This is a genomic window from Paenibacillus mesophilus (assembly GCF_005938385.1).
In the GTDB taxonomy this organism is placed as follows: Bacteria; Bacillota; Bacilli; order Paenibacillales; family NBRC-103111; genus Paenibacillus_AB; species Paenibacillus_AB mesophilus.
In genome coordinates, this window is record NZ_VCRA01000015.1 from 171,988 (window position 1) to 190,945 (window position 18,958).

General features: G+C 41.0%; 12 protein-coding genes. 3 read left to right on the top strand and 9 right to left on the bottom strand.

What is annotated here, in order from left to right; translation table 11 throughout:
- The 8 genes from pglX to FE783_RS24370 all read right to left on the bottom strand — a co-directional run bounded on the left by pglX (position 1) and on the right by FE783_RS24370 (position 12,196).
- Entirely contained in the window at positions 1–3,555 is a 3,555-nt protein-coding gene (gene pglX / locus FE783_RS24335; protein WP_138881990.1) for a BREX-1 system adenine-specific DNA-methyltransferase PglX, read from the bottom strand.
- Between the two features lie 15 nt (positions 3,556–3,570).
- Entirely contained in the window at positions 3,571–7,188 is a 3,618-nt protein-coding gene (gene brxC / locus FE783_RS24340; RefSeq protein WP_138881991.1) for a BREX system P-loop protein BrxC, read from the bottom strand.
- A gap of 12 nt (positions 7,189–7,200) precedes the next feature.
- Entirely contained in the window at positions 7,201–7,779 is a 579-nt protein-coding gene (locus FE783_RS24345; protein ID WP_138881992.1) for a DUF1788 domain-containing protein, read from the bottom strand.
- 2 nt (positions 7,780–7,781) lie between these two features.
- Complete coding sequence (locus FE783_RS24350; protein WP_138881993.1) at positions 7,782–8,384, bottom strand: DUF1819 family protein; 603 nt, start codon at positions 8,382–8,384, stop codon at positions 7,782–7,784.
- Positions 8,381–8,632 (bottom strand): helix-turn-helix domain-containing protein, encoded by a 252-nt coding sequence (locus tag FE783_RS24355; RefSeq protein ID WP_138881994.1) that lies wholly within the window; start codon positions 8,630–8,632, stop codon positions 8,381–8,383. Before FE783_RS24355 ends, FE783_RS24350 begins: the two co-directional genes overlap by 4 nt.
- Positions 8,633–9,265: 633 nt before the next feature.
- Positions 9,266–10,414, bottom strand: a complete 1,149-nt coding sequence (locus tag FE783_RS24360) for a hypothetical protein (RefSeq protein ID WP_138881995.1) — start codon at positions 10,412–10,414, stop codon at positions 9,266–9,268.
- A gap of 43 nt (positions 10,415–10,457) precedes the next feature.
- Positions 10,458–11,735, bottom strand: a complete 1,278-nt coding sequence (locus FE783_RS24365) for a DEAD/DEAH box helicase (protein ID WP_138881996.1) — start codon at positions 11,733–11,735, stop codon at positions 10,458–10,460.
- Positions 11,681–12,196 (bottom strand): SNF2-related protein, encoded by a 516-nt coding sequence (locus FE783_RS24370; protein WP_138881997.1) that lies wholly within the window; start codon positions 12,194–12,196, stop codon positions 11,681–11,683. Before FE783_RS24370 ends, FE783_RS24365 begins: the two co-directional genes overlap by 55 nt.
- A gap of 192 nt (positions 12,197–12,388) precedes the next feature.
- On the opposite strand from FE783_RS24370, the gene FE783_RS24375 reads away from it, so the two are divergent.
- Positions 12,389–13,048, top strand: coding sequence for a 3'-5' exonuclease (locus FE783_RS24375; RefSeq protein ID WP_138881998.1), 660 nt, complete (start codon positions 12,389–12,391; stop codon positions 13,046–13,048).
- A gap of 106 nt (positions 13,049–13,154) precedes the next feature.
- On the opposite strand, the gene FE783_RS24380 is transcribed toward FE783_RS24375, so the two are convergent.
- The gene (locus tag FE783_RS24380) at positions 13,155–14,714 is read right to left on the bottom strand and encodes an IS1182 family transposase (RefSeq protein ID WP_138881999.1); all 1,560 of its coding nucleotides are present in this window, start codon (positions 14,712–14,714) and stop codon (positions 13,155–13,157) included.
- A gap of 320 nt (positions 14,715–15,034) precedes the next feature.
- On the opposite strand from FE783_RS24380, the gene FE783_RS24385 reads away from it, so the two are divergent.
- Positions 15,035–16,186 carry a restriction endonuclease-related protein gene (locus FE783_RS24385; RefSeq protein ID WP_138882000.1) on the top strand — a complete coding sequence of 384 codons (1,152 nt, stop codon included), beginning with the start codon at positions 15,035–15,037 and terminating at the stop codon, positions 16,184–16,186.
- A gap of 23 nt (positions 16,187–16,209) precedes the next feature.
- Positions 16,210–18,903: a hypothetical protein gene (locus FE783_RS24390; protein WP_138882001.1), complete on the top strand. Its 2,694-nt coding sequence runs from the start codon at positions 16,210–16,212 to the stop codon at positions 18,901–18,903.
- Positions 18,904–18,958 lie beyond the last annotated feature (55 nt).

Below are 18,958 nucleotides of genomic sequence, written 5' to 3' on the forward strand. Positions count from 1 at the left end.
TCAAATCTTCGCAAGAATATCCAGCTTCTTGCGGTCTGATCCGGTCTGTATTTTATCATAATTTACTTTCACGCCATCGTCCAGATCAATAGAGATACGTACTAGAGCTAAGTGAGCGATCTTCTCATCGTATTCCTTAGTTTCCTTAAGCTGCTTGGTCAGCTTTTCTTTCCGTTTATTCGCCGCAGCCACCTCACGTGCATTACTACTATTATCAATAGTTTCCTGCATGCGGGCAATCTCTCTATCGTAGACACGTTGTATCAGGTGAAGATAGTCAATTCGTAAGTTGCCGATTGTATTCTCGTTATAGCGGTGCAAATAGATCAAAGCTTTGAACCCATCTTCCTTACCGCTGTCAAAGAGCCAGTAGATCGGACGTTTTTGGTAAATCTTGCAGTGATCTTTAAAGAAGTCTTTCAAGAAGTAATTGCGAATGACTTCTTTAGGTGTATTACCTTTGCTACCAAGTGCTTTAGCGATGAAGTTCAGATTTTCTTCAAATGTATCCACCCCAAATGATTTTTTCAGGAATGCGCAGAACAAACCGACAACATCATCCTCAAAGTATTCTTCATCAGTAATTGGAATGATATTATCTTTGTCCGGGATAAAAGTGCTGTATTTATTAACATCCCATTTACCACCGGCGTAGACCAGTCCTTCAACATCAAGGCTGTAGCGGCCAAACATGCAACCTATGGCATAGGAGATGAATGAACGGATGTCACGAGCAAGATCAGCTTTGCGGATTGTTATCTCTTTTTCTTCCATGCTTGAAGTAATTTCATTTTGCAATTTAAATGCATTGATAAACAACCGATTCAGAACTTCTTCATTTTCTTTCAGTGACTGAAACTGCTTAGTTGAAAATTGTTGCCATTCATTAAACGCACTGGTTATTGAAGAGGCAGTATTATATTTCAGCAAAGGATGGCGTACAAATCCCCATGAACATTCAAAAGCATCCCAGTCCTCCTTTGCTATACTTACGCAGTTGTCAACGATACTATCTACGGAGTCGCTATCACAGATAATCATGGGTGCTCTACTAACAGGACCAGGGTTGAAATCTAATGTCGGAGTAATTATGGAAAGAAATTCATTATAAACTTTAGAGTTCATACAAGCCATCAAATAATTCAAATTTTCTATGTTATAAGGAAATGCCATACAACCTTTGGAATCGAAAAGAAAGCCAGCCTCGCTTCTACGACAAGAGAAAGAGCCTCCTGTGGTAGTTGACCATGTTACTCCTTCCTTAAAGTGATACTGACGATTTCTAATATTTGAACCTTTAAAATTTGATAGTGTATTACCATCGTATTCCCAATTTACAACGTAATCGTTATTCCCATACCACTTTCTATAAGAGCCCCCTTTGTTATAAGGAACCCATTTCTCATGCCCATTTTGTAATTTTATTTTGGTATAATCCACCTCATACCAATAACGAAGAAACAAATCGTTATTTCCGGTGTCAAGACCTTTGCAACACTTTGCATAATCAGAGGTATACTTCTGTCCAAAACAATTTATCATTGTTTCACTTATCCAATAAGCAATAGGCTTTCCGGGGATTCTACAGAACTCACTTGTCTTTGCAATGTATAAAACTCTATTGTTAAGGAACGCATTTTCTTTTTCCAGCTGACTACCATATGTAATCAATCGAGAGTAGACGCCTCTGAAGTTCTCAACATAGTTTCTTCTGAGTACAAAGGTTGTGGTTTGTACGACTTCTCCACTAATATCTTCAAATGCACGTGCGCCTAAATGTAGCATACTCACCACATCTTCTTTTAACAACTTATCTCTAAGGGTCTCAAAGCTGGATAAAAACATCCACGAATGCTGAGTTATCATTGCAACGAAGGCATTTGATAGTGCCATTTCCCTGCAACGATCGATAAAGACAGCGTATAAATCAGCCTTACTGTCTGAATAGTGTTTTTTAACATAATCATTAAGCTTCTCGTTTCCATTACTTATGCTCATATATGGGGGATTTGTAATGACTGCATTATATCTTTGAGACATTACACTTGCAATTTCCACTAACAAGCGCAGCTGTACTTGAGTATTCTCTAAGCCGATGACATCTATAGTCAACTGCCCATCAAACATCACATTATCAACGAAGTGATACAGTAAATCCCAATCTAGCTCTATCGGATTAAGAATAGAACCGTATTCTTTTGCATCATGCATGTTATCTAGCAATTGCAACATCTGGTGAAGAGCAGACTTCTGCTCGCTATCATTCATATTATTTCCAAAATACTTAAGATGTGATCGATTAACCTCGTTGCTATCCTGAATGGCATAAATATGACAATTGGTTTTCCCATCTAAAATACGACGATTGTATTGCCTAGCTTTCATCATTACTCCAAAATAAGCCAGTTGATAGGCACGGTTGTCTATGTCCAAACCATAGAGATTATTTTCGATAATACTCCTAGCAGCGTCACGCTGACTATAACCATAGCTCTCATAAATCTGCATCAAGACATCAAAAGCGTAGACCAAAATATGCCCGCTGCCCATGCAGGGGTCTATTACCCTGATATCCTCAGGCTTGGTCGTTTTGTACTCGTTCTGAATCGCACCTAATTTTTCCTGGACTTCGGGTTCCTGCTCAGCTTCGTCTAAATAATACTTCCATCCGGCTTTCAGTTCGTTATTTGGATGGCCTTCAATCCAAAGACGACCCAGGCTGTTTTCAACCATATAACGCACAATCCATTCCGGAGTAAATAGCTGAGTGGCCGCGGGAATTCTTTCCTTGGTGATCTTGACGTTCTGCTTCAGTAAAGCAAATGTTTCATCCTTAGGTTCGGTATTATAATACTGATACAACCAACCAATGATCTCGACCTGGCCTTCTTTGTCCACATTAAAATCGTCTTCTGGAATATCGTGAACCAGTCGATAGACCACGCCATCCTTATCGGTAAAAGATACGTTCATTAGCAATTCAGTACAGTCATTTGTTTTCTCAAATAACTCTGGGAGAATGGCATTCAGAGCGTTGCACTGTTTGATAAAAAGCATTCGGAAAAGCTCATCTAGCTTGTTATCATTTTTCAATTGTATAATTCGCTCATTTTCATAAGAAGTAAACTCCAAGTCAGCTTCAAAGGGGGAGGTCACCAAGTCAGGTTCGATCTTGGAACTGCTCTCTGAAGATAATACCCTGATTCTGGATGGCAGGTAATCATTCACTTCCATGAATCGCACAGCAATAAGTCGGTTAAACCAAGTATAGGCAACCTCTTCAATTACGCTTTTATATGTAGTCTTATAATCTGACTCTTTTTCTTTTCTCTGTATGATTTCAACCAAATTTCTACGCTGTTCGATTTCCTCACCAGTGATAGAGTAAGGTTCTTTTGTACCGATATCGAAGAATTGAACGTCATTCGTTGATTGCGGCTGGGGATTTTTCATCCCTTTCTCCGTAATCCCCAGCAATCCAGCTTTGTATGTGATCTCTGCAATGAGCTTGTTTCTAGCCCATATTGCGAAGTTTTTAATAGCTGCTTTATTCATCTGCAGTGTCTCCTCTTAGAACTCAATATTGATGATTGTATCATCAGCCAATTCTCTCAGAATTCGTTCCCGTAGTGTGGCAATATACTTGTCAACATCCTGCGGGGTTTCAATTTGCCAGGACGCAGAAAGACTGACACTCTTGATGCTGATGTTCTTCCTTTTCTTAATCTTTGGCTGAGGTTTCGACTCTATATGCTCGTCGTTTCTTTTGCCATAGTCCGTCTTGGCTTCCTGTTCTTTTACTCTATCTAGTGCGATCTGTTCATCTTTCTTCGCCAGTTCATTAAGTAGCCGAACTTTCAGCGCATCTGCTTCCACCTTGATATTCTGCAAAGTCGCCACATTGTTGCTTGTTCTCGCCTTTTCCATAATTTCAAGAAAGAGTTGATGGAATCGATTGGTAAACAGGTCCTTGTATCCCTTGGTATCTAACTCATCAAATACACGTTTCCGTGCATCTTCTATTGCCGCGATCACTGGCGCTTCCATATCCTGCAGTAACTTCGAATAAAGCTCTGTAAATCGATCTAATAGTTCAGGCAACTTTGGAATCTCGCCGTATGGAGCTTCTTTTTTCAAGATTGCCTTAATTTCATTAACAACCTGTTCGACCTTCTCATCGACGATAAAGGTTTTACTATCTTCGTATATATTTATCAGTTTCAGAGCTTTTTCAAATACTGTCTTCTGCTCTCCGGTAAAGAAAGATTTAACGGGTTCATAAGCATCAGCAAAGTCAAAATAATCGTCCCGATCTGTGTGAAGCTTCTTGAAGAATTCCATTGGAAACTGAATTTGAATAATTGCACGAAGCATATTTTTACCTGAAGCTACAACCTTCTGTCCAGGAAACGACTTGCCTTGATACATGATTTCAAACTTCTCTAGCTCATTCAAAATATTCCTACTGTAATTCTGGAAGCTTCGCATCATCGCATCATCATCTTCATTGACGCTGGAGACGCCGAATAATTCCTTCATGACTTCACGAACAGCCTTTTTCTGGTTGTCGGTTGCCTTCTCACGCCGCTCAGTCAACAGCTTTTCTACAAATTCTCTTTTGGTAATGTAATTGATGATTTCTTCATCCGATTTATTCAGCAAAGTTACACTTGTTCCATTTACGGTGAAAGAAATATCACCGTTCTTGAATAGTTTGGCAACAAGCCATTCCACATCATCTTCCACAAAGCCATATGGAGCCTTCATAAAGCGATCCATCAAACCCTTCATGGAGGTCTTTGTGTGCATGGAGGAATTCCCTGCAATAAAACTGAGCATATCGTTTAAGGCGTTGATATTCGGTTCGGTACCGCCCTCCAAAGTAAGAGTAAGCTGGTTTGAACTCTTGAGCATTGCCCTAATATTCGCATCACCCATGGGAGCATCAATATACGGAAGTTTGTGATACACAGTGGATACAAGGCGTCCAAGAGCATCATTAATTCGAGACGCTACATCTTTTGAACCAATCTGCGCTTTATCACCATTCACATAGATCTCAGCATTCTTCAATGATTCAATCAAGAATAACTTCGCGTTTCCATTTCTTTCACGCATTTCTACTCGCTTGCCTTCTTTGATCTGATCGAACTTAACAAGTGTACTAGACGTGTTAAGACGTAAAAACTTCTCTATTTTTAGTGCACTCCTGATTTCATCCAAGAAGGCGGAGTCATTCGGCAGCACAACAAGGATTTCCTTCCCCTGTCCTGAAATCATACGCATGGTTATTTCATCAGTACTGTAGTCGGCATTAGGAGTGAGTACTCTTATCCCAATATCATTGCTCTGGTTCGCTTTATAAGGTCGATCATCTACGAACTGATTGAAAGCAAAACTGTATCGGCCATTAAACGCTGGATAACGGTATTTTTTATCACTGAATATATCTTCATAGATAAGCTCCGAAACCTTGCTGACAACTTCGGACATCTCTACATTCTGGCTTTCGATTTCACGGTTGATTTCTTGTTCTTCATCTGTCAGAAACACATATATGTCGCCATGCTTCTGAATGAGCATTTGACGTGTTAAAATTTTCAGTGCTTCTTCAACCTGCTTTTTTAATTCCATTCTATCCGTATCAATATCCGCAATCATCAAACTAGTGATATTCTCAATGTTAGCTGTAATTTCTTTGACGTACTTAATCATGAACAGCGTTTTAAGGACGTTAACAGCAAAACAGTCTTCATGCTTATCCGGGTTAATATAACTATTATCGATTGCGCGGCTGATAACTCCCTTATGACTGTGATCCAGGAATTGATGCAATGCATCGTAGAAGATATTAAATGGAATCAAAGTACCCTCAGGGCGATCCATCAGTTTTACCGCCGACTCTTTAAACAGTGAAATCATGGAACGCTCGCCCTCAGACAAATGCTTGCCTGAAGCTCCGTGAGTTCTTATAGAGGTCAGAACACTTCCAAGCAAATTAAACTGATAAGGCACAAAAGGATAGACAGCAGCAAAATCGCGTTCGTCAGCGTATAGTTTCTTTTCTATACCATCGTTGAATACAATTAGGTTCTTGATAATCGTGGTTTTCTGCTCATAAAGTAATCTTAGCATCTGTTCAGCAGTTGTATTTTTTTCCAGAATCCTCTTCTTAATAACTTCATCAACATTAGCTGACGAAAGGGAGAGGCGGGTATCAAATCGTCCTTGAATCTTGGAAAAGTCGTTACCCTTCGTCTTAGTAATGGAATCAATATCTTGCTGACTGGTTACGACAATCCAGACCTTGCCCTGACAAGCAGTTCCTAAGTCTTCGGTTACCGTTTGCAAATTAAGCATCAGCTTAGAGTCATCGCCTATGTATTGGCCTATCTCATCTACCAAAAATACAATGTGATGATTATTTCCCTTGCGGACGAGATATTCTTTCACCAAGCGGGCAAAATTTTCAATGCTAATCGTGTACGGTTCCGTCGCTTTCTCACACCAGTTACGAGCAGATGCCTCGCTCATAAAACCCATTTCATCCAACACTTCTACTATGCTGTCTTGAATAAAATCAAATTTGTGCCGGGATGTTTCCCACGGCTTGCCGAAATTCTCTTGAAACAGGTTCTTAAATTGTTCGTAGCGTTCTTCTTCTGCAAGCCGTCTTTCCAGATCGGCAAGAAATGGAATCGAGCCACAAAAACCTTGCATCTCGTTAAATACTTTCAGAAATACAGAAACAATGGCATCTTTGGACTGCTTTCCGGTCATTTCACTCTTGGAATCGATATTGAATAGGACGACATCGGTTGGCATACTTGCGGTCAACTTCATGTCTGCCAGTACCATTGGATCAATAATTTTGTTATCTTCAATGAAATAGTCGAGTGCTTTTTTTCCATGTACTTCTTTATTTCCAAGCAGGTAAGAAAGGATTTTCAGAAAATGAGATTTACCACTTCCAAAGAAGCCGGAAATCCAAACACCCATTTTATCAGTATGACCGTTAATCCCTTTCTTATAGCTTGAGAAAAAATCTGCAAAGTGTTTTTGCAGCTCTCTCGTCACAACATATTCTTCAAGTTCCTGTTTAATATTCTCTTCATCGCCTTGGCCAACTTTAATTACACCTTTAATATCCCGGTCAATCTCTCTTGCAAACATTTCTTTTATATTCATTGTACTAGCTCCTTAATCAACGAGCTTGAATGCTCTGTAATAGTTATCGTCTTTGATTTCTGAAAACAGGATCAGCTCCTGCCCATCATATTTACCAGGGAAAAACATGACCACCGGCACACGGTCAATCGCTTGATGCAAGTTATTTAATACTTTATGTGACCGAAGCAGTGGGTAGCATTTTCCAATTCCAGTCAAAAATACAACCGCATCCTTAGGAGTCCGCTCTTGAATATATTGAACTATTAGACTAGCATCATCATTGATCTGGAGAAGGTTTCCTACTGATTTTATGATGCGTTCAAGCCCTTTTTTCTTCTCGAACATAAAGCACTGTTCCATAAAGCCTTCCTGCTCCAGGATATCAATAACAATATCGTAAAGATCAAAAACCGCCAATTCAAAACCATCCGTTGACTTTGAATTTTTGGCTTTCATGTACTCGACTCGTTCCCTGACTATCAGTTCTTTCTCCGCTGGGTAATCGAATACATAGTAACCGACTTCATTACCAAGACCTTTGTTTTGACGGAAACTTGGCATTCGGATCATTCGCTCTGCAATGTCTAATCTTTCTTCCAAGCTAGTCATTCCTATCTCACCCCTGTCAGGGCATGAATTATTAATTCCATGCCATTGTCCTTCAGACATTGTTCCAGTCTATTATCCAATATTGGCTTCAGGATCTTTCTGCTTCCGGAAGCACGATCCGTTAAGCCTGCTTCCATTAATAGTGTCTTGTAACAAGTGCCTAATCTCTTGAGCGTGTATTCCGTCCATCTTGCGACTTTCTCACTCTGCAGTTGTTTATCCTTAAAGAAAATTCGGACATCGCTATCAACCAATTCATCACTTCCGATAATCAGCTTCTCTCGATAGACCTCATAAATAAAATCAAAGAACAGGCTGTCTGTCATCATGACTGCAATGAGCGCAATGATCTTCTGCGTGGAAACATCACTTTGTTCAACTAGCGGGTAAAATGATTGGTCTAAACTTTTCACACGCTTGGACACAGTGTTAAATATTTGAATGGCTCTTTCCTGTGTAGGCGCCGCAAAAATATTTTCCTCTAAACATAAAGTTTTGATTTCGTTCAGCGTACTTCCTTCATTGATTAAGTTAACGACCTTGCGAAATTCTGAAAACCAAAAGGACAGCTTGACCATTCCTGCGCTATATTCTCTATTTTTCATAATAGTTCATCGCCCGATGCTGCAAGATTACCGGTTCCGTTTTCTAGACTTTTAGTAATCTCAACGATGTCACCAATATCACAGGATAACACTCGGCAGATTTTTACGAGAACTTCCATTGAAACGAACTCATTGTTTGATAACTTCGTCAAGGTGTTAGGACTGATTCCTGTCACCTTCCTTAACTCCGTTTTCTTCATGCCTTTATCAATTAAAAGCTTAAACAACTTGTTGTAAGATACGCCCATAAAATGCCCCCCTAATACATGTATTTAAAATCATACAAGTAATAGGATACCACAATTTATAGGTTTTTATTAATTATATATAGGAATTTGCGATTTTTTCTCAAAAAACGACTATTTCAGTACTCCCGCTAAGCAAAGATTATCACATATCAAAGTCACTACTCTGTCAGGAAACATCTGTTCTATCTATCATTTTCTCTTATTAAACATGCCAAAATTGATTTGTTTGACTATATTCTCATCAACTTGGTTGTAGACAAGTAGGAATGTTTTAAATATTAAGCCTTTTCCCAATATATAAATACGATTTCCTTTCATACAAACCTCAAGCTTGTTTGCCTTCAATGCTTGTTGTTCCAATATACGGCTAACAGTTAATGGGATCCCATCCACCTTTTCCATATGACCGCAATAATAACATTTACCATCAGAATGACACAATTGACAATAAAATTGCTCGCAGTTCGAGCAACTAATCATTTCTTGTTCTCTTACATCCTTTAAGCAACGCTCGCAACGATGAGTATGATCTGTACATAGCGAATGTTTAGACAAATGTGATACATTGTGGCAATCCGGGCAAAGCTTTTTCGCACATTCCTTCAACTCTTAGAGTTGCAAGCTATACAATACTCAGCACCACACGATTCGCAGGCAACGAATTCTGTTGTACTCACTGTTTTCTCGCAGTGCGTACAGGATTTTGCATTGGTCATTACATAAGGTCTGTTTGCTAATTACAGAACTTAGAGCGCATTCCTTACATATAAAGCATTCACAGACTACACAGCTCTCGGACAATTCCTTCTGTTTCAACTTCCCACAAGTTTTACAGAGGAATGTTTGAGATTGTAGAACGATCCAATTGTCTGAGGTTACCGTGAATGCCCCTTCTCGATTGGAAGTGACACTGCAAAGCACGTTGAATCCCCGGTCTCCATCTCCATCCAAAGTCGCTTGACCGTAGGGACTTTTTACAAGTAGTTCTATTCTCTCTACTTGCTTTTCTAAAGCGAGTAAAGCGACGATCTCCAGTTTCACTTGATCGGAATCAACTTGATATTTTTTATTAAGCTGATCAATCAGGTTACCCTTTTCAGCAGCCAGTAGCTCAAGCTCATCTAACGCGGACTTGTTTCGTAAAGAACCAGACGTCGCTTCAATCTCAAGCTTTCGAAAATAAGTCTCGATCCGCGAAATTTCATCATTTAAAAATTGTTGTACTTCGGCTTTTTTCTGATGAGCGTAATCACCTGCATTAGATTTAGCGTGCTCTGTTAGTTTCTCAATAGATCTTTGAACCAAATCTATTCGCTTATCTCTTAATTCCATCAATGGTTCAAGATCTGGTACGTTAGTACTCTCGCATCTCTCGATTCTTCCGGAGTTCATATTCAAAGTGTAGTGTTCAAGCTTCTCTTCTAAAAAGAAGCCCTGCACTGTAATTCTGACCCACATGTGTAACTCCAACACTCGATCCTCACTGTTTATAAGCATTTCAAAATTGCAGTCACGTGAGAATTTGTTCATTATTTGCTGAAGCTTAGGCTTTATCGGGAATCGTGCCGATCCCATAGAGAAACTATTGTTCTTTCTTGTAACCAACTCTGCTAATTTTTTAACGAGAAAAGAGTCTTCTGACACTAGAAGAGCATTAGAATTGCCCATTGCTTGAAAACGTATTTCCGTCATCAAATAGGGTATATCTTTTTGAAGCGTATTGGGAATAATGAGCTGATAGCTCCTCCCATTATCTTGTTCGATGACAGAAATGTTTAACATTCTGCAGCTGTCCAAACGAATTGTTCTAATGACGACAATACCTTCATCTCATTCCTATCCCGATCTCGTCTAAAATTTTGGCCGATGCATTAGAATTCTTGTGCAATTCTTCCTTTGCTTTCAATAATTCCTCTCCAATTCCCCTAAGCTTTAGCTCCATCTCATTTGAATCTTTAGATCCAAGTATCAACTTACCGATTCTAACTTCTAAAGATTCTTTATAATCAAGGACAAAGCTAAGAATTGTGTCTAGTTCGCCAACTACCATCTCAAACAAATTTACTTTTGATGTCAATATGTACAAAAGGTATTCATCTATCGTTCCTCTTGTGGGCATCGTGTATATATACACTTCATCCTTTTGCCCAAAACGATGAATCCGACCAATTCGTTGTTCAATACGCATCGGATTCCAGGATAAGTCATAGTTATACATACGACGGCAAACTTGTAGATTTAAACCTTGGCCTCCCGCTTCTGTCGAAAGAAAAATTTGAGTTTCTCCACTTTTAAATGTTTGGATACTTCTTTCCTTCTCAACTGGAGTAAGTCCACCATAATATTGCGAGACAGTGATACCGAGTAGTTGAAATGAGTGTCTTAGCAATTCGATCGTCGGTAAATATTCTGAGAACACGATTGCTTGTTCTTGGTTTTTGCGAACATGTTCTAGCAGCCTTATAGCTTTGCTTGGAAGTTTTATTGTCTCACCAAGTGCAATCAGCTGTGAGCATAATTGCTTTTCCGCTTGAGTTTGAAGCTTCGGCATCATCTTATGCTTCAATGTTGGTATGACAGACTGTGGGCTGCTGCAGTTTTGTTTTAACAAAGATAGAAGCATCATAAGGAGCAGAGATTCAGGCATGTTATCCATCCCAACTTTAACAGAACTACTTAAATATTGTGAGAATATGTGCTTCGTAAAATCAACAACACCGTTGTAAAACTGCCGCTCCACTGATGTCATTTCGATATCCATATTCTCCACGCGTCTACGAGGCAATTCTACCAAAGTATTGGTTCGACGATTTCGAATCATCACCTGTGACAGCAATTTCTTTAGCTTCGCAACGTTTTTAGGTTGAAATCGATCCTGCATATATTCAGTTCGGAATGACTTCCTTGTCGTGAAGTAGCCCGGTTTTAAGATGTTAACTAAGCTATATAACTCGTTTAAGTCGTTTTGGACTGGGGTGGCTGACATCAAAATGGCATTCTTTCTCTTGATGCCAAACACAAATTTATAAGTTGCAGTTGCATGATTTTTTAAACAATGTGCTTCATCGACGATAATGAGGTCAAAATGTTTTTCATCGAGCATTGCCCTCCATGTCCTGAACCAACCAGTAACGGCAAAGATGAAATAAGAATTTGGTGGCTCTCCCAGCCATCATCTCGTACATCATAGAATGATATCTGAAATTTATCCCACATTTCGTTTTTCCATTGTTCAACGAGAGGTGCGGGTACTAAAATTAGTATGGATCGAATCATTCCGCGATGGAGGAGTTCTTTCATTATTAACCCGGCTTCTATCGTTTTGCCTAATCCTACTTCATCCGCAAGAATCGCGCTTCCGCGCGTATCCCTCAACACTTTTAATGCTGCTTCTATCTGCCACGGTTTCGGTTCAAAATATATATGATCCAGGCACCTTAAACGATCGAAGCCTTTTTGTAACTGTATCTCATGGGCCTGTAAATGAAGCTTAAAATGTTCCAAAGTTGCCCCACTTTTAAATAAATTCACTTCTTGTTTTTGTGATAAGGGGATTACTTTCATCGTAAATCCTCCATCTATGCTGCGTAGGTCTTAAGTATGACAATTCGACAAAGTGAACTTCTATCCCTTCCAATAACTACAATTGCTAAAACATAACAGTAATTTCTAAGTAGAATGTACGTTCCCTGACAATATAGGGACCGAATCATCTGTTATTATATTCCTACAAGTTGACGAAAGGGTGAAACTAACATGAATTACATTGTCTTTGATATGGAATTTACCGTTTTGCGAAAAAGTCAGTACTTGGCAGACATTTTAGAAATTGGCGCAATAAAGTTAAGTGATGAAGATGGTCATCTTTCCCTAATTGATCTTTTTCACACTCATGTCCGTCCAAATAATTATAAAACGATAACACCACTTACTACAGAATTCACAGGCATTACTCAAGAACAAGTAAATAATGCGCCTGCTTTCAAAGATGTCGTAAGTGATTTTACACGTTGGCTAGGAGATTCACCTTATTTCATGTGCTCATGGGGTCCGGATGACAAGCATCAATTAGTCAGACATTGTGCCTTACATAAGATCGAGCTGGATTGGATCCAAAATTATAATGACATCCAGCTCATGTTCACCCGTTTACAAGGAGCTGACCACGGTCAGCGGTTCGGATTGAAAAAAGCACTCGCTGCCGCTGAGATTGGATTCTTAGGCAGTCACCATAATGCTCTTGATGATGCTTTTAACACTGCAAAGCTTTTTAAAAAGATTTTCCCCCTTCTATTCCTTGAGAAAAACAGCGCGGCAACCGAGCAACATTATTCTACCTCTCTTGTTTATTCCACTGAGGATGGTTTGAATAAACCGTTTAGCCAATTAGCTGAATTGTTGGGTATGGCCATATGAAAAATAAAACCAAGGGGCTGTCCCAGAAGTAAGTTTCAACTCACTTTTGAAAACAGCCCAGTTGAAAAAAAGGGTGTTGATTTGAAAAATGGTGGCGCTAGGGATGCTATCCCTTCGCCACCTTGTTGTGTTTCCGATCAATTGCCGCCTGCTTGAGCAAATTATGGGCAAGCGAAAGCCATCCGACCTCAAGGCTTACCTTCGGCAAGCCGCGAAGCAGAAAGCGCCGGAATCCCCGGTTATTCTTCATTTGTCCAAAAACGCTCTCGGGCTCGATCATCCGTCGAACCGACAGCTCGTAGCCTTCCTCGCTCCGAAGTCTCTCCCGTGCTTGTTGCTTGTAGCGCTGGTACCTCAAGCTGACGCTGATCTCCCGGTTCCCTTGCGCTTTCGTGCAAGATGCTTTGAGCGGACATCCGTCACAGCTTGCGCTCCGGTAGTGCCTCTTCCGAATCTCGAATCCGCTTTCCGTCGTTTCCTTGCTCTCGTATCGAAAAGAAAGCTTATGCCCAGCCGCACAGGTCCACGTATCTTCGGCTTCGTCATACTGCCAGTTATCGATTTTGCTGATGTCTTTCTGCCATTTCTTCGACTTTTCCTTGTGGTAGGTGCTGTACTTCACCACGGCCTTCAGCTTTTCGCTTTCCAAATATGCGTAGTTTTCTTCCCCGCCATATCCAGCGTCCGCAATGACCGTTCCCGGCAGCCGACCAAGACTGGCTTTGACCTTCTCCAGATGAGGCTGTAAGCAGCGCGTATCCGTCGGCCGCTGATGCAGGCTGTAGCCGACAATAAACTGGTTTTCCATTCCGATCTGCACGTTGTAGCCGGGTTTCAGCTGGCCGTTACGCATGTGATCTTCTTTCATCCGCATGAACGTCGCGTCTGTGTCGGTTTTGCTGTAGCTATTCCGGTCACCAAGGATCTCCTGCTGGACCTCGTATTTTTGCAGGCGAGGGAGCAAGTCTTTACGGAGAACGCGTACCGCTTTTTTGAGCGGCTTATCCTTTGGCTTTGTTTGCAGCTTGGCTTCTAACTGCTGAACGGCAGCCTCCAGCTTTTCACTTGTTAGCGTTGAGGCTTCGCCAAGCTCGGGAAGATCTTGCCCAGCTTGTTCATGCTCCTCTTGCTTTTCGGCCACTTCGATGGTGGTGAACAACGTCCGTACCTTCTCCTGCAGCTTTGCCTTCTGCTTCACGACCGCCTTGCCCCAGACGAACGTATACCGGTTGGCGTTGGCTTCGATCTTCGTGCCGTCTACAAAGTAATGCTCAAGCTTGACGTACTTTTCCTCGACCAGGAACTGCAAAACGGAAGTGAAAACCGTTTCGAGTACATCTTTCATGCGCTCAGAGCGGAAGCGATTCAGGGTGCGGAAATCCGGGCGCTGTCTGCCAGCGATCCACATGAACATGACATTTTCGCGAACGGCTTTGGCGATCTGCCGAGAGGAGTAAATCCGCTGCATGTAGGCGTAGATGATGACTTTGGTGAGCATCTTGGGGTGATAGCTGTCTCGTCCGCCACCGGGGTAAGCGTCAGCAAATATACGGTCGCTGAGTCGGTTCACAGCGGCATTTACAACACGAACGAGGTGGTTTTGAGGAATGTCCTCTTCTAAATCCATTGGCAGGTAAAGTTGGTCCATGGTATATTGAATGTACAAAGAAACCGTTCCTTTCGTATGTGGTTGGGTGGTACCTCCATTTTACCAAAAAACGGTTTCTTTTTGTTATCTAAAGTGAAAAAAGAGGGGCTTCCCTTTAGGTCAGTGTTTGACCTTTTGGGACAGCCCCTTGCTGCTTTTAAGACACGTACGATCACTTCTTACCTACAACGAACCATAGAACATATGTTTCCTGACAATCTTTTGTCAATTTGTTTTGCTATCCTAATAATATCAGTTGAAAACTGTCGAAATTGTAGGAATTATCAAATAAATATCGAAATATTGTTGTAGATCTAAGAAATGGGGGTAAAGCCCAATTGTCTAATGAACTTTCTCTTCAGTCGTCCTTCCTTGCCCTTGTCAAACAATGCATCGATCTTGAAGCATGGATTGATGCTCATAATGCAGACCCTCGCACTCGGCTACATCAAGAATTCATTCACAACTTTTCGACTTCATGTAAATCATTCATAAAAGAAGCTTACGAAAATGAGCTTTATGTTCCCTCGACGGAATTTGCTCTTATCGGTTTCTTGAAAAAACCAGTCACTGAATTCGGTTCTGAGGCCATTTCACAACTTGCTTCCGGTTCACCTTTACCAGTCATAGACCCCGGTAATAATAGAGTCCACCCTATTTGGTATGAGCTTTTGAAAGAACGAGAGGCCTACGACTCTGAAGGAGCCGTTCGCTATTCTCATCTTATGAAATGCATTAATGAATTGCCAGTTGAAATTTGCTATAAAGCCCATCATGCTTTTATAGCTCTCCGAGATATTCTGAGTTCTTCAGATCGCCCCATGATTTGGGAGGTCCATGAAGTTGAGGATATGCTCGAACCATTCCAACAAATTGCTGTGGTTGCCGAAAATTTACGCTTTCTTTTCACACCTATCCCTTCCCATCACCAAGAAATCACTCTGTGTCCTCATTGCGGAGGGTCAATGAGTTATTCTAAAGATACTTACCATTGCATTCATTGGCGCTGTCAACACAAAATAGATGTTTTCCGCATAAATCAAGAACCTTTTCAACAAATAATCCGCGGCAAAACCAGATATATCACCCTTTCCAACTATGCTCATCGCTATATCCGTATCCCAGGCATCGAAGAGCGTCGCATTGCGTCACAGATTAATCTAGAGGAAGAAATGATTTCGTTACAACTAAATCCAGATTGCGACCGTGTAGATTTGTTGTATGAAGTGGATGGCGAACCGATTATTCAGGCTGACATAAAAGATTATTTGAACCCGTTCATTTTGGCAGAAGACTTGGCACAACAAAATATCCTTCGTAAAAAAGGAGAGCTCGAAAAGACGTATATCGTTGTCCCATCCGATACGATTCGGCAATCGGGACATACCGATTATATAAAAATCGTCCAGCAGATCCTTTCACCTGAGCATCTTGAAATTGTATCAGAGTACAAGTGGTACCAGGTTGTTCGAAACAGCTTGGCACTCTAGGTCTCAAGGGGGTAGATGATTCAATGCGCCACGAAAACGGAATGGTCAAACAATTTAATCGTGCAGTAGAGACCTTGCTCGATAAAGAAGGAACGCTCTATGCTCCAGATCAATCTGGCGAAAGAGAACGGACTGCCGCCGTTAAGCAATGGTCGCGAATAGCTCTTGATGTAGAATTTATTTTAACTGTTGCTTCCGCACTAAAGTATCGACCAGCAACACATGAGGTCTGGACCATATTAACGGGTCATAACGTATTTGGCCAACAATTAATCAGCTCTTGGAAACTTGAATTACTCGATAGTCTTCGGCAACGATACGGAGATACTTACGGGCGTGAGAAAACTTGGAAAGAATGTCTTGCATTTTATTCAAAACTATCTCCTGATTACCGTCTATTCTCCATATACGAATCAGAATTCCACATTCAAAGACCATCCATTGATTGGCTGCGAAATGAAATTGTAGGTGTAGAGAGAAAGTACACCCAACTCTACTATGAGTTAACTAATCTTGAACCAAATAAAAGCAGAGTACCGCATCATTCTCATTCCGTAGGAAGGCTTATCAGGAGAAATCCGAGGCTCTGGGCTATTATCAAGATTTTGACCCAGTACACAGCCTCCCCTATTCCCGAAGTTCGTTCAATTGTTCCTGGTGATTATGTAGTAAAAAGGAAGAAATACGATAGCTATGAGACTCTTTTCTCGTTCTATATCAGTCCGGAACAATTGAAACTTGCGGCTGCTGATGAACATTTTCCAATCCTATCCCCAAAAAACCGTAAAGCACGCTTAGTAAGACGTATTAAGGAAAGCGAGAGAACAGACCTCGCTCAAGAAATGGGAGTGAAATGGCAGCTTCAAGCTAAAAGGACACAAGTTCAAGATATCTATTACTCAGAAGGAATTCAGCATATTGTAGGAGGCGTTGGCACCGGAAAAAACTCCCTGATCGAAGAAGAATTATTCCGTATCTTCAAAAAGGAATCACTATCCATTCAAGCTGGATATATGCTTAGCACCGTTTCGCGTGCACTTGATGCACACGAAGCGTTAACTGGGTTCGGCATACCTAGCACGGTCATAATCGGAACAGGAGATCGTTCAAAGCACAACTCCGATTATATGATGAAAAAAATTAAAGGATGTAAGTCTATTGGTGAACTCGATGCCTTTGCCGAGACTCAAGCCGTAGCGAGTGACTCCTGTTTGCTTCTTACGAAGTTTGGTGACAGACTTCAAGGATTAAAGCGCAACACCATTCCATGTCAAAATCATGACATAAAGGTAACTTGCTACCCATCACATGATAGTCAAGACGAACTTAATGAACCCAGGGAAAAACGCGACCCAATTTGTCCTTACTTTACTTCTTGTGGCATGATGAAGGGTTTCAGGCAAATGACAAAACCTGGTGTATGGATTACGACACCATATACATTCCATCGCACAAACGTCCCTCGAATGTTGACAAACAGAAGCACCTCTATCGGAGAAGCAATGTTTGATAATCTTGACCTATTATTCATTGATGAAGTTGATGAGACTATGGGCATATTTGATAGTTTCTGTGCACAAGAGATTACATTGTCTGGAGATGCCAACGCGCCATTACCACGTTTGCAAGCCATTTTCTCAGAGCTTGGATTTAATCGTCAAGATAAAATGAGCCAACAAGCTTTCTCCTCCATGGTCATGGGAACGCTAGACACGATCAAACAAATTCATGTATTCAATCGATTCTTACAAATGAATAAGCCTTTTATTGAAGGTTTGTCCAGAAATACATTCAGTCTCTTTCAGTCAGCGAGCCAATTCCACAGCTTTTTTACATGGCGGGATGAGAATGAAGGAGCTGCTTCGCTTCGTTATTTTCTAAAACTGCTAGATGATGAATCTATTCACTTACAGCCTGTATCCGTTCCGGAAAAGTTGGCGCAACGGTTCCTGGATCTGATGAAAGATATCCCACGCATCAGTTCCGATGAAAACGATATGGACCGCTTAGCAGAGTTAGAGCAATCCTATTTAAAGATTCTGATCGATCAAGAAACAGAATGGTTCGGTACGGTATCCATAAATCTTCGCCGAAAAACGAAAGAACTGTCTGCTTATAAACGATCATGGCTCTATTTAGTATTTCTATCCCATCTACATGCTTTTGAAAAGCATATCAGACAATTGGTTCACGCCTACACATTCATCCAGGAGGATATCCCCTTTGATGAGTCGTTCGTTTCATTCTTTGGTCCCCGTAGTTCTCTTTTGAAATTGTTGCCGAAACCCTCGACCGGGGTTAGTTTGGGTTACCGAATCGTAAAAAAGCAAAGCCACAACGGTGGTTACGAAATTCGCGCAACTCGTTACCATGGAAACACTAGATTATTACTGACGGAATTGAATGCTCGTATGAAATCCATAAAACCTAAAAGGACTTTTCTGGATCAGCAATTTGTGAGAATTGAAGGCCCTTCCATCATTGCACTCTCTGGCACTTCCGTCGCAGATGAAAGTCCTCATCATCATTTGCCGATTCGAGTTTCGCAGACACTGAAAACAAGTAGCCCTGCACCTGTTATAGAAACATTCCTGTCTTACGTTCCGGACACAACAGAGTATGGAACTTTGGCCTATGTCAGCGGGCAGCATTCCTGTAATGAAGAAATTCGCGGTTTGAACAAGAAAAAGGCCTCTGGTAACATGAAATTGTCCTGAGCTGGCCAGCAAAAAAGGACAAATACTCGTGTTCCAGGAGGCTACAATGAAATAT

Excerpts from the sequence above, each read along its gene's own strand:
- brxC (WP_138881991.1), bottom strand. The coding sequence starts at position 7,188 with ATGAATATAAAAGAAATGTTTGCAAGAGAGATTGACCGGGATATTAAA.
- FE783_RS24355 (WP_138881994.1), bottom strand. The coding sequence starts at position 8,632 with ATGGGCGTATCTTACAACAAGTTGTTTAAGCTTTTAATTGATAAAGGC.
- FE783_RS24350 (WP_138881993.1), bottom strand. The coding sequence starts at position 8,384 with ATGAAAAATAGAGAATATAGCGCAGGAATGGTCAAGCTGTCCTTTTGG.
- FE783_RS24375 (WP_138881998.1), top strand. The coding sequence starts at position 12,389 with ATGAATTACATTGTCTTTGATATGGAATTTACCGTTTTGCGAAAAAGT.
- FE783_RS24360 (WP_138881995.1), bottom strand. The coding sequence starts at position 10,414 with ATGTTAAACATTTCTGTCATCGAACAAGATAATGGGAGGAGCTATCAG.
- FE783_RS24365 (WP_138881996.1), bottom strand. The coding sequence starts at position 11,735 with ATGCTCGATGAAAAACATTTTGACCTCATTATCGTCGATGAAGCACAT.
- FE783_RS24345 (WP_138881992.1), bottom strand. The coding sequence starts at position 7,779 with ATGACTAGCTTGGAAGAAAGATTAGACATTGCAGAGCGAATGATCCGA.
- FE783_RS24390 (WP_138882001.1), top strand. The coding sequence starts at position 16,210 with ATGCGCCACGAAAACGGAATGGTCAAACAATTTAATCGTGCAGTAGAG.
- FE783_RS24370 (WP_138881997.1), bottom strand. The coding sequence starts at position 12,196 with ATGAAAGTAATCCCCTTATCACAAAAACAAGAAGTGAATTTATTTAAA.
- pglX (WP_138881990.1), bottom strand. The coding sequence starts at position 3,555 with ATGAATAAAGCAGCTATTAAAAACTTCGCAATATGGGCTAGAAACAAG.